This window comes from Variovorax sp. CF079, assembly GCF_900101545.1.
In the GTDB taxonomy this organism is placed as follows: Bacteria; Pseudomonadota; Gammaproteobacteria; order Burkholderiales; family Burkholderiaceae_C; genus Variovorax.
Window position 1 is genome coordinate 117,210 of sequence record NZ_FMZU01000009.1, and the last position, 12,021, is coordinate 129,230.

At 65.8% G+C, this 12,021-nt stretch carries 10 protein-coding genes; 6 read left to right on the forward strand and 4 right to left on the reverse strand.

Annotated elements, in window-relative coordinates; translation table 11 throughout:
• Positions 1–15: 15 nt before the first annotated feature.
• A complete protein-coding gene (locus tag BLS74_RS13910) occupies positions 16–384 on the forward strand; it encodes a TA system antitoxin ParD family protein (protein ID WP_093107120.1) in 369 nt (122 codons plus the stop codon).
• On the forward strand, positions 384–983 hold the full coding sequence (locus BLS74_RS13915) for an ATPase (protein ID WP_093107122.1): 600 nt from the start codon (positions 384–386) through the stop codon (positions 981–983). The genes BLS74_RS13910 and BLS74_RS13915 overlap by 1 nt, the downstream gene beginning before the upstream one ends.
• Here BLS74_RS13915 and BLS74_RS13920 read toward each other — a convergent pair.
• Complete coding sequence (locus BLS74_RS13920) at positions 980–2,365, reverse strand: aminopeptidase P N-terminal domain-containing protein (protein WP_093107125.1); 1,386 nt, start codon at positions 2,363–2,365, stop codon at positions 980–982. The two genes, BLS74_RS13915 and BLS74_RS13920, sit on opposite strands and share 4 nt — an antisense overlap.
• A 252-nt stretch (positions 2,366–2,617) precedes the next feature.
• On the opposite strand from BLS74_RS13920, the gene BLS74_RS13925 reads away from it, so the two are divergent.
• Positions 2,618–4,480, forward strand: a complete 1,863-nt coding sequence (locus BLS74_RS13925; RefSeq protein ID WP_139191683.1) for a hypothetical protein — start codon at positions 2,618–2,620, stop codon at positions 4,478–4,480.
• Between the two features lie 1,122 nt (positions 4,481–5,602).
• Positions 5,603–7,339 carry a hypothetical protein gene (locus BLS74_RS13935; RefSeq protein WP_093107131.1) on the forward strand — a complete coding sequence of 579 codons (1,737 nt, stop codon included), beginning with the start codon at positions 5,603–5,605 and terminating at the stop codon, positions 7,337–7,339.
• Between the two features lie 25 nt (positions 7,340–7,364).
• Here BLS74_RS13935 and BLS74_RS13940 read toward each other — a convergent pair whose 3' ends face one another.
• Together BLS74_RS13940 and BLS74_RS13945 are read right to left on the reverse strand one after the other, a co-directional pair.
• Positions 7,365–8,081 carry a nucleotidyltransferase family protein gene (locus BLS74_RS13940; protein WP_093107360.1) on the reverse strand — a complete coding sequence of 239 codons (717 nt, stop codon included), beginning with the start codon at positions 8,079–8,081 and terminating at the stop codon, positions 7,365–7,367.
• A gap of 11 nt (positions 8,082–8,092) precedes the next feature.
• Positions 8,093–8,485, reverse strand: a complete 393-nt coding sequence (locus tag BLS74_RS13945; RefSeq protein ID WP_093107133.1) for an S-adenosylmethionine decarboxylase family protein — start codon at positions 8,483–8,485, stop codon at positions 8,093–8,095.
• Positions 8,486–8,588: 103 nt separating this feature from the next.
• On the opposite strand from BLS74_RS13945, the gene tkt reads away from it, so the two are divergent.
• Both tkt and gap read left to right on the forward strand, forming a co-directional pair.
• Positions 8,589–10,640, forward strand: a complete 2,052-nt coding sequence (gene tkt / locus BLS74_RS13950; RefSeq protein WP_093107135.1) for a transketolase — start codon at positions 8,589–8,591, stop codon at positions 10,638–10,640.
• A gap of 45 nt (positions 10,641–10,685) precedes the next feature.
• A complete protein-coding gene (gap, locus tag BLS74_RS13955) occupies positions 10,686–11,687 on the forward strand; it encodes a type I glyceraldehyde-3-phosphate dehydrogenase (RefSeq protein ID WP_093107137.1) in 1,002 nt (333 codons plus the stop codon).
• 48 nt (positions 11,688–11,735) lie between these two features.
• Here the strand turns inward: gap and BLS74_RS13960 are convergent, their stop codons facing one another.
• Positions 11,736–11,987, reverse strand: coding sequence for a helix-turn-helix domain-containing protein (locus tag BLS74_RS13960; protein WP_139191685.1), 252 nt, complete (start codon positions 11,985–11,987; stop codon positions 11,736–11,738).
• Positions 11,988–12,021 lie beyond the last annotated feature (34 nt).

Here is a 12,021-nt window from a genome sequence, read left to right on the forward strand (position 1 = left end):
ATCAGGAGTGAAACCATGTCCACGGCAACCCCCTTTGCTTCCGTCAAGCTTCCGGCCGCGCTGGTCGACAAGGCGCGCAATGCGGCGCAGCCCATGCGCCGGTCGGTGGCCAGCCAGATCGAGTACTGGGCCACCTTGGGCCGCGCGCTGGAGCAAGCGGGCCTGTCCACGCAGGACAGCCAGGCGCTGATTGCGCGCGAGGAATCGGCAGCCTACGCCGGCGAGGTCAAAGTGCAGCCCGCCCTCTCACCCGAACTTGACGCCTTGCACGGCCACGTGCTGGCTTTGGCGCAGTCCGGCGCGTTGGCTGAGCGCGCCAAGGTGGCGGTGGCCGAGAACCGCGCCAAGGCAGCGCCCCGTGCGCGTGGCCGCAACGCGGCCTGATGCCGGTTCTCCACCTGATCGCCGGCCCCAACGGCGCCGGCAAGTCGACGCTCTACCGCTATCTGATCCAGCCGCGCTATCCGCAGCTGCCCTTCATCAACGCCGATCTGTACGAGCGCGAGCAGCTCGGCCATGTCCGCCATGCGGTCCGGCGCTCCGAAGCTGCCCGGGCCTGGGCCGACGCGCAACGCGTGGCGCATCTGCGCGCCGGGCAGTCCTTCGTCAGTGAAACCGTCTTTTCGCATCCTTCCAAGCTGCAGCTCATCGCCGATGCGCGTGCGCTCGGCTTCGAGGTGGTGCTGTACATCGTGTGCCTCGACGAGCCGCGCCGGCTGCTGGAACGCGTGCAGCAGCGCATTCACGAAGGCGGCCACAGCGTGCCCGCGGACAAGATCCTGGCGCGCTATCCGCGCACGCTCGAGAACCTGCGCCAGGCCGTGCGCGAGGTGCAGCTCGCGATGCTGTTCGATGCGACGGACACCGACGCGGGCGGCCCGCACCTCGTGGCCTCGGTGGTCGCGGGCCAACTCCAGCCGCATGGGCCGTGGCTGCCCGGCTGGGCGCGCAAGGTGCTGAGCCCGCTGGGCGACGCGGCTTAGGGCCGCATCAGCGCCTCGATCTCGTCGGCCTTGACCGGCACGCCGCGTGAGATCAGCTCGCAGCCGGTCTCGGTGACGATTGCGTCGTCCTCGATGCGAATGCCGATGTTGTGGAACTGCTCCGGCACGCCCTCGCCTGGACGCACGTAGATGCCCGGCTCGATGGTCAGCACCATGCCCGGCTTCAGGATGCGGCTGGGCCGGTTCTTGATGACTTCGTTCGACAGCGGGTCCTTGCGTTCGCTCACCTCGCCCACCTGGGTCGGCTCGACGTAGCTGCCGCAGTCGTGCACGTCCATGCCCAGCCAGTGGCCGGTGCGGTGCATATAGAAAGGGAAGTAGGCGCGCTGCTCGATCACGTCGTCGACGCTGCCCACCTTGTTGGCGTCCAGCAGGCCCAGGTCCAGCATGCCCTGCGACAGCACCTTCACGGTGGCCTCGTGCGGATCGTTGAAGCGCTGCCCGGCCCGGGTGGCCGCGACTGCCGCGTCCTGGCTCGCCAGCACCAGGTCGTACAAGGCGCGCTGCGGGCCGGTGAACTTGCCGTTGGCCGGAAAGGTCCGCGTGATGTCGCTGGCGTAGCCGTCGAGCTCGCAGCCGGCGTCGATCAGCACCAGTTCGCCGTCGCGTACCGGTGCTGCGTCGGCACGGTAGTGCAGCACACAGGCATTGGCGCCGGCGGCCACGATCGAGCTGTAGGCCGGGTATTGGGAGCCGCCGAGGCGGAATTCGTGCAGCAGCTCGGCGTCGAGGTGGTACTCGCGCACGTCCTTGCCCTCGCGCAGCATGCGCGCCGACAGCTGCATGGCGCGGATGTGGGCCCGGGCGCTGATCTGCGCGGCGTGGCGCATGGTGTCCTGTTCGTGCGCGTCCTTGACGAGCCGCATCTCGTCGAGCGGCCCGCACAGGTCGCGCTGCTCTTCGGGGCACAGCGCGCCGTAGCGCACCCGGGCGCGCACTGCCGACAGCCAGCCGTCGATGCGCGATTCCAGCCCCTTGTGCGTCGCGAAGGGGTACCAGACGGTCGACCTGTTCTCCAGCAGCCGCGGTAAACGGGCGTCGAGTTCGTCGATCGCAAAGGCCTCGTCGACGCCGAGCGCGGCCGGCGCTGCCTCCGGCCCCAGCCGGTAGCCGTCCCAGATCTCCCGTTCCAGATCCTTGGGCGCGCAGAACAGCGTGGCACGACCTTCGCTTGTGAGTACCAGCCAGGCATTCGGCTCGGGAAAGCCCGTCAGGTAATAGAAATAGCTGTCGTGGCGGTACAGGAAGTCGCTGTCCCGATTGCGTTGCCGCTCGGGCGCGGTGGGAATGATGGCGATGCCATCGGCGCCCAAATAAGTAGAAAGACGTACACGGCGCGCGGTTTGATGAGTTGCGGTCATAACGTGACTATGCAATACCTTTGTAACTCCACTGGGGGGGAGTGAAAACACATAAGGAAAAGATTTGCAAGAAGGGTTGCCCGGTAGGACTGCACCCACGTACAAACGCACATCTTTGTCAAATTGGAGGTGTTTTTGTTGAAATTTATCCATAAAAGCGCGCTTCTCCTGGTTGTTGCCGCAGGCGCGTTGTCAGCTTGTGGAGGTGGGGGTGGTGGTGGTGGCGGTGGTGGCTTTTCGGGCCTCGCCGCCGTGAGTGACCCGGGTACTGGCACGACGCCCGGCAGCACGCCGATTCCGAATGACGTGGTCGACAGCTCCGGCAATCTGGCCGCCGACGCCTACAAGGCGACTGCCGCCCAGTTCGCGAAGGATGCAGGCATTGCTTATCGCTATGGCAACGCGCCGGCCGTGAACAACACCGGCATCCCGACCCTGGCAACCCGGCCGGACCAGACGATGAGCTATCACGCCGGCACCTGGCAGGTTGGTGGCCCGGTTCTCAGCGAGGCTGGCCTGTATTCGACCAACCAGGCGCACGTCGGCTTCGTCGCAGACAACACGGCTGCGCGCGTTGGCGTGGGCGATCTGCAGATTTCCGCCATCGACCACAACACCTTCGCGCAGGCGCCGCAGCTGCCCTGGCAGGAAGCGGCAGCCTGGGATGGCAGCGCCGGACGCGACAACTACAACATCAGCACCTACAAAGCTGCCGGGCAGGTGACGGGCGAACCGGTGGCGGTGGCGCGTTGCGGTGGTCGCACCGGCTTCTGCGCGACTTCCCTGGTGGCTTTCCAGAACGGCTTGATCGGCACCGCCGGCACCAACACCGCCAACAATCGCGTCTCGGTGAAGCTGCCTGCCAACAAGGTGCCCACCGGCATGGCCGTCACCAACACCAGCGAATACGCGCTGGTGACGGTGTGGGACACGACGGCGCTGAAGGGCCAGGTGGCGGTGATCTCGCTGGCGGGTCTGTGCAACAACTGCGATCCCTACAACCCCAATGGCGGAAACGCGACGGGCATTCGCGATACGAAGTACAGCGCTTGGTACGACTGGTGGCACGAGTGGATGGGCGTGTACCCGGGCCTGCCGAACATGGGCAACACCGCCTTCATGAAGGTGCTGGGCTACATCGACCTGCCGGGCATGAACGCGCCGACGGAAATCGCCGTCACTACCGGCTTCGATCAGTTCCAGACTTCCTTGCCGGAGAAGAACGGCGAGTTCATGGGGCAGACCTATTCGCCGCTGACGGACGCGGCCAAGCGCGCCAGCTTCAGCGGCTCGGGCAGCAATGCCAACCGGTACGCCAAGTCGGGTGTGGCGGTGGTCATCTCCAAGTCGGAGAAGAAGGCCGCCTTCATCGACCTGAAGCCGTTGTTCAGCTACGTCAACAGCGTCTACTTCGGTACCGGTCCGACAGAGTTCACGAACCTGGGTCAGGCCGACAACCAGTGGCCGTACACCTTCGCCAACAAGCCGCAGCAGACGCCGACGGTGATCACCACGGTGGCGCTGGATGACCGGCCGACAGCGGTCAGGACCACGCTGTTCGGCAGTGTGCACCGCGCCTGGATCGCAACCGAAGCAGGCTCGCTGCGCATCTACGGCCTGGGCAACGTGCCCACCGGCACCACGGCCGCGGATATCACCGAGAAGAGCCGCGTGGCCATCGGCAAGAATCCGACTTCGCTCGCCATATCCAAGATCGATCCGGACGACACCAGCTTCGAACCGCTGAACCGTCAGGTGCTCGTGGCCTCGCGCGGCGATCGCAAGGTCCAGTGGGTAAGGTTCGCGGCCGATGGCAACAGCGGCAGCGTGGTTCGCGAATTGGCAGACAGCCGCATCGTCGACCCCATCTCGGTTGAAGACGCCGACAACTTCTCGAACGTGGGCCACGTGCTGACGATTGCGGACTACACCGGCAAAAAGGTATCCAACTACCGCTATGGCCCGGTGTTCTTCTCTGATCGTGGTGGCTCCTGGACCTGCCAGCCGCCGGGCGGATGCCCGGTCCAAGCGACTGGTGACGTCAAGATCGAGTTCGGCGGCAGCTACACGATGGAAGGCAAACCCTTCCAGCTCAGGACCGCCAACGTGCCTTGATCGGCTGAGAACTGCGCTCAATTGAACTGCGGCCCGCTCCATGCGGGCCGCTTTTTTTTGCGCTCAAGTCTGGCGGCCGTAGCGTCCAGGTCCTTTTCGACCGCCCATATGACAGTAAGAAGTAAGACAACACCGGAGTGCCTGCGTTTGCGTTGAAGTCGTCACCAAGCACAACCTTGGTAACACCGCCCTAGGGAGCCGGAAACACACAGGAAAGGAAGTGCAAGAGAGGTTGCTCGCACCGACCAACCCCCGTAAAAACCCCAACTTAACCAATTTGGAGGGATTTGCGTGAAAGTCACAGATAAAAGCGCGCTTCTGCTGTTTGTTGCAGCAGGAGCGCTCGCTGGTTGTGGAGGTGGGGGAAGTGGCAGCAGCGGTGGGGGCGGCTTTGCTGCCCTGGGCGCTGAAACATCGACTGCTCCGGCTGCTGCTGCGCCGGCAGAGACTACCGCGACCAAGGAAGCAGCGCCGATCAGCAAGCTAGATTCGAGCTGGACCAAGGTCGCGGACGAAAATCAAAGCTTCGTGCTGAGCTCGGCGCAGGTCGTGCAGTACGGCGCGAACGACACCTACACGAACAAGTCGCTGTCGGGCACGGTTGCCTGCAGCAATGCGACCTTTGGCGACCCGCTGCAATATGTGGCGAAAGCGTGCTACGTGCAGACCGCGACGGCACCAGCGCCGGCACCCGCCCCCCCCCCCCCCCCCCCCCCCCCCCCCGCACCCGCACCCGCGCCCGCGCCTGCAGCGGGAACGCGGCTCGCCGGTGAGGGTTCGTCATTTAGTGTCGCCTCTGCCACCCTGGTCCAGTACGGGGCCGGATCATCGTGGGTTCAAAAGACGGTCACCGGCACCGCCAACTGCACGAACGAATACTTCGGCAAGGATCCCGTGCCGTTCGTCGTGAAGGCTTGCTATTCCCTCGGTGCAGCAACTGCGCCGGCTCCGGCTCCGGCTCCGGCTCCGGCGCCCGCCCCGGCACCGGCCCCTGCACCCGCTCCGGCGCCCGCTCCGGCGCCCGCCCCGGCGCCCGCCCCGGCCCCCGCACCGGCACCGGCACCCGTCTCCGGCGACGTCGTCGACAGCGCCGGCAACGTGCAGGCCAGCGCGTACCGTGCCATGGCACCGGTCCTCGCCAAGGCAGAAGGCATCGCCTACCGCTACGGCAATGCGCCGTCCGTGAACAACACCGGCATCCCGACGCTGTTCAAGCGCGCGGACCAGACGATGAGCTACCACGCCGGCACCTGGCAGGTGGGCGGTCCGGTCCTCGCCGACGCAGGGCTTTACTCGACCAACCAGGCCCACGTGGGCTTCGTGGCCGACAACACGACGCTGCGCATGGGCGTGGGCGACCTTCAGGTCTCGGCGATCGACCACAACACCTTCGCGCAAGCGCCGCAACTGCCCTGGCAGGAAGCGGCCGCGTGGGACGGCAGCGCCGGACGCACGAACTACAACGTCAGCACCTACAAGGACGCCGGCCTCACGACCGGCGAGCCGGTGGCGGTGGCGCGTTGCGGCGGGCGCACGGGCTTCTGCGCGACCTCCCTGGTGGCTTTCAACAACGGCCTGATCGGCACCGCCGGCAGCAACACGGCGAACAACCGCGGCTCGGTGAAGCTGCCTGCCAACAAGGTGCCGACCGGCATGGCCATCACCAACACCAGCGAATACGCGCTGGTGACGGTGTGGGACACGACGGCGCTGAAGGGCCAGGTGGCGGTGATCTCGCTGGCCGGCTTGTGCAACAACTGCGACCCCTACAACCCGGCCCAGAACGGCAGCTACGACGCCTGGTACGACTGGTGGCATGAGTGGATGGGCGTGTACCCCGGCCTGCCGAACATGGGCAACATCGCCTTCATGAAGGTGCTGGGCTACATCGACCTGCCGGGCATGAACGCACCGACCGAGATCGCCGTCACCACGGGCTTCGACCAGTTCCAGACGGCACTGCCGGAAAAGTACGGCGAGTTCATGGGGCAGACCTATTCGCCGCTGACGGACGCGGCCAAGCGCGCCAGCTTCAGCGGCTCGGGCAGCAATGCCAACCGGTACGCCAAGTCGGGTGTGGCGGTGGTCATCTCCAAGTCGGAGAAGAAGGCCGCCTTCATCGACCTGAAGCCGTTGTTCAGCTACGTCAACAGCGTCTACTTCGGTACCGGTCCGACAGAGTTCACGAACCTGGGTCAGGCCGACAACCAGTGGCCGTACACCTTCGCCAACAAGCCGCAGCAGACGCCGACGGTGATCACCACGGTGGCGCTGGACAGCAAGCCGACCGCGGTGAAGACGACCATCTTCGGCAACGTGCACCGTGCCTGGATCGCCACCGAAGAAGGCTCGCTGCGCATCTACGGCCTGGGCAACGTGCCCACCGGCACCACGGTCACGGACGTCGTCGAGAAGGGCCGTGTCGCGATCGGGAAGAACCCGACCTCGCTGGCAATCTCGAAGATCGATCCGGAGAACAAGACCATCGAACCGCTGAACCAGCAGGTGCTCGTGGCCTCGCGCGGCGATCGCAAGATCCAGTGGGTGAGGTTCGCAGGCGACGGCAACAGCGGCAGTGTGGTTCGCACCCTGCAGGACTCGCGCATCGTCGACCCGATTGCGGTCGAGGATGCCGACAACTTCGCAAGCGACAACATGGTCTTGAGCATTGCGGACTACACCGGCAAGGTCGTGTCGAACTACCGCTACGGTTCCGTGGTCTTCGCGGGCGGCGGGGCCTGCTCGGCGTCATCGGGCGGCTGCCCGGTGCAGCCGACCGGTGGCATGAACATGGAGTTCGGCGGCAGCTTCACGATGGAGGGCCGGCCCTTCACGCTCAGGTCGGCCAACGTGCCCTGATCGCCCAGACCGTGATCTAGCCTGTCTACGGCCCGCCTCGTGCGGGCCGTTTTTTTTGATTCAGCGCAGCCAGGCGCTCGGGCGTGCCGACGTCGGTCCAGTCGCCGGCGTAGAGCTCGGCGCCGACCCGGCCTTCCTCCATCGCCGCGCGCAGGATGGGCGCGAGCGGCGCCTTGGCGCCCTGGGCATTGCCGGCTGGGATGCCGCAGTACGGCGGCGCGAACAGCCCCGCGCGATAGAGGCCGATGGTGGAGAAGGTGTGCTTGACCGGCGCGTCATTCAACGCCAGCCCGGCCGGCGAAATCCCGAAGTCCCCGCGGAGGTTGTGCGGCGGGTTCGGCACCAGCCACAGGTGGGCAAGCCGTCCGCTGGCCGCGAAGCGGTCGACCGCTTCCCCCGTGAACGCGAACTCCGGCGCGAACACGTCGCCCGCCAGCACCCAGAAGATGTCGCCCAGAAGCGGCAGCGCACGCACGATGCCGCCCGCCGTCTCGAGTGCACCACCAAAATCGCGGCCCTCGTGGGAGTAAGAAATGGCGGAAGCCGCATGGCGGTGCCCGAAGCGAAGCGGGATCTGCTCGCCCAGCCAGTCGGTATTGACCACGAGCTCGGTGAAGCCGCCCGCCGCCAGCGCCTCGATCGGCCACTGCATCAGCGGCTTGCCTTGAACCTCGAGCAAGGGCTTGGGCGTGACATCGGTCAGCGGCCGCATGCGCACGCCGCGCCCGGCGGCGAGGATCATTGCCTTGATGCTCACGCTGCCTCGGCCTTCTCGATCGCGCCGCGCCTCAATGCGTGCCTTTCCGCGTGGCCCGGCACGAACAGCGCCTCCAGGGCCTCCATCACCGCCCTCGCCTTGGCGGAGTGGTCGGCGCCAAAGTTGCACACGTAGACATCGAGCGTCACGCCGCGCTGTTCGGGCCAGGTGTGGACGCACAGGTGCGACTCAGCCAGAAGCACGGTAGCTGTCACGCCGCCCGGACCCAGCGGCGTGGCCGGAAAGGTGTGGAACAGCTTGCCGACCGCCTGCAGCCCGGCAGCCTCCACGGCCTTGGCGCAAGCCGCGCCGACGGCCTGGGCGTCCACCAGCCAATGCGTCCCGCAGCGGCAGTCGTGGAGGTCGGCGGTGAGATGCAAGCCATGCATGGGCGGCACTCTAGCAGCCCGACCTCTGCCCCGGACGGCCCCCCGAAGCTCGCCCGTTAAAATACCGGGTTCCCCCTAACCTGCCCCCCAGAAAGCCGATCAGATGGCCAACCAAGCCTTGATGGCCAACGCGATTCGCGCGCTGGCAATGGATGCCGTACAACTTGCAAACTCGGGGCATCCGGGCGCGCCGATGGGCATGGCCGACATGGCGGTTGCGCTGTGGGGCGAGCACCTCCAGCACAACCCCGTCAATCCGCACTGGTTCGACCGCGACCGCTTCGTGCTGTCCAACGGCCATGCCTCGATGCTCATCTACGCCGTGCTGCACCTCACGGGCTATGCGTTGCCGGTCGAGGAGCTCAAGCGCTTCCGCCAACTGCACAGCAAGACCGCCGGCCATCCCGAAACGGGCGTGACGCCCGGCGTCGAAACCACCACCGGTCCGCTGGGCCAGGGCATCACCAACGCGGTCGGCTTCGCGCTGGCCGAGAAGCTGCTGGCCTCCGAGTTCAACCGCAAGGATCACGCGATCGTCGATCACTACACCTACGCCTTCCTTGGCGACGGTTGCCTGATGGAAGGCATCAGCCACGAGGCCGCGGCGCTGGCCGGCGCCTGGAAGCTGGGCAAGCTGATCGCGCTGTACGACGACAACGGCATCTCGATCGACGGGCGGGTCTTGCCCTGGTTCATCGACAACACCGAAGAACGCTTCAAGGCCTACGGCTGGAACGTGATCGGCCCGATCGACGGCCATGACGTGAAGGATGTGTCCAAGGCCATCGAGAAGGCGAAGAAGCACACCGACCGCCCGACGCTGATCATCTGCAAGACGCAGATCGGCAAGGGCAGCCCGAACCGCGCCAACACCGCCAAGGCGCACGGCGAACCGCTGGGCGCCGACGAGATCGGCCTCACGCGCACCGCGCTGCAATGGGCGCACGAGCCCTTCGAACTGCCGCACGCCGTGTACGAAGAGTGGGATGCCAAGGCCGCCGGCGCCCAGCGCGAAGCCGCGTGGAACGACAAGTTCGCCGCCTACGCGAAGCAGTACCCCGACCTGGCAGCCGAGTTCACGCGCCGCATGAAGGGCGAGCTGCCGAAGAACTTCCATCAGACCGCCTTCGACACCGTGGTCGCCGCCCACACCAAGGGCGAGACCGTGGCTTCGCGCAAGGCCTCGCAGCTCGCGCTCGAAGCCTTCACCGCCGCCCTGCCCGAACTGCTGGGTGGCAGCGCCGACCTGACCGGCTCGAACCTCACCAACACCAAGAGCACGCCCGCCCTGCGCTTCGACAAGGACGGCGCCGTGGTCCGCACCGAAGGCAACGAACAGGTCCCCGACGGCCTGCCGGGCCGCCACATCAACTACGGCGTGCGCGAGTTCGGCATGGCGGCCATCATGAACGGCGTGGCGCTGCACGGCGGCTTCATTCCCTACGGCGGCACCTTCCTCACCTTCAGCGACTACAGCCGCAACGCGATCCGCATGGCGGCGCTGATGAAGCAGCGCGTGATCCACGTCTTCACGCACGACTCCATCGGCCTGGGCGAAGACGGCCCGACGCACCAGTCGATCGAGCATGCCGCCTCGCTGCGCCTGATCCCCAACCTCGACGTCTGGCGTCCCGGCGACACCGCCGAGACCGCGGTGGCCTGGGCCGTCGCGCTGCAGAACGCCGACCGCCCCACCGCGCTGCTGCTGTCGCGCCAGAACCTGCCCTACTCGCCCAAGAAGGACCTGAGCGACATCAGCAAGGGCGCCTACGTGCTGGCCGAGCCCGAGGCCGTCGGCCTCAAGAACAAGAAGCTCAAGGCCGTCATCATCGCCACCGGCTCCGAAGTGCAGCTTGCGCTGAAGGCCCAGGAGCTGCTGGCGGCAAAGAACATCGGCGTGCGCGTGGTCTCCATGCCGTCCACCACCACCTTCGACCGCCAGGATGTGGCGTATAAAAAGAGCGTGCTGCCCAAGGGAACGCCGCGCATCGCGGTCGAAATGGGCGCCACCGACGGCTGGTGGAAGTACGGCGTCGCAGCCGTCGTCGGGATCGACACCTACGGCGAATCGGCACCCGCCGGCGTGCTGTTCAAGCATTTCGGATTCACGGCAGAGAACGTCGCTGCCACGGTCGAAGCGGCGCTCAAGCGCTGACATCGACCGCATCACCCAGTTTTCAACCCTCCAGGAGCAAGGCACATGGCTATCAAACTCGGCATCAATGGCTTCGGTCGCATCGGTCGCAACGTTCTCCGCGCGGCGGTGCAGAACTTCAAGAACGACATCGAGATCGTTGCCATCAACGACCTGCTCGAGCCCGACTACCTGGCTTACATGCTCCAGTACGACTCGGTGCACGGCCGCTTCCAGGGCGAGATCAACGTCGAGGGCAACACGCTTATCGTCAACGGCAAGAAGATCCGCCTCACGCAGGAACGCGATCCCGCGCAACTCAAGTGGAGCGACGTCGGCGCCGACATCGTGCTCGAATCCACCGGCCTCTTCCTGACCAAGGAAACCGCGCAGAAGCACATCGACGCGGGCGCCAAGAAGGTGATCCTGTCCGCGCCCAGCAAGGACGACACGCCGATGTTCGTCTACGGCGTGAACGACAAGAAGTACGCCGGCGAGGCCATCATCAGCAACGCCAGCTGCACCACGAACTGCCTGGCGCCGCTGGCCAAGGTGCTGAACGACAAGTGGGGCATCAAGCGCGGCCTGATGACCACCGTGCACGCCGCCACCGCGACGCAGAAGACCGTCGACGGCCCAAGCAACAAGGACTGGCGCGGCGGCCGCGGCATCCTGGAAAACATCATTCCCTCCAGCACCGGCGCTGCCAAGGCAGTGGGCGTGGTGATTCCCGAGCTCAACAAGAAGCTCACCGGCATGAGCTTCCGCGTGCCGACCTCCGACGTGTCGGTGGTCGACCTCACGGTGGAACTGGTCAAGGAAGCCACCTACAAGGAAATCTGCGCCGAAATGAAGGCGCAAAGCGAAGGCGCGCTCAAGGGCGTGCTCGGCTACACCGAGGACAAGGTGGTCGCCACCGACTTCCGCGGCGACCCGCGCACCTCGATCTTCGACGCCGAGGCCGGCATCGCGCTGGACGGCACCTTCATCAAGCTCGTGAGCTGGTACGACAACGAGTGGGGCTACTCGAACAAGTGCCTGGAAATGGTGCGGGTGGTGGCGAAGTAATTCGCTTCAACCTCAAGCAATAGCGCGCCTTCGGGCGCGTTTTTGTTATCAAGCCGCTTGCAACAGTCGCTTGATCGTTTGCCGCGTCGTCGACGCCACGAATAGCTGTACGCGCCCCGCCAGCGTCTTGGCGCCGGACGCTAGGAAGCGGTTCCCCGTGTTGCCCAACCCCGCGATATCGAGCTGATTCAGTTGCAGAGCGCGCCGACGTTGGCGGATCAGCTCGCCCAGTTCGGTGGTGGAATGCACGACGGTGCCGTTCAAATTACCGACAGGTAAGTTCGAGGCTGATTCGGTCATGGATCTCCCGTTTAATTACCTTTCGGTAATTTTG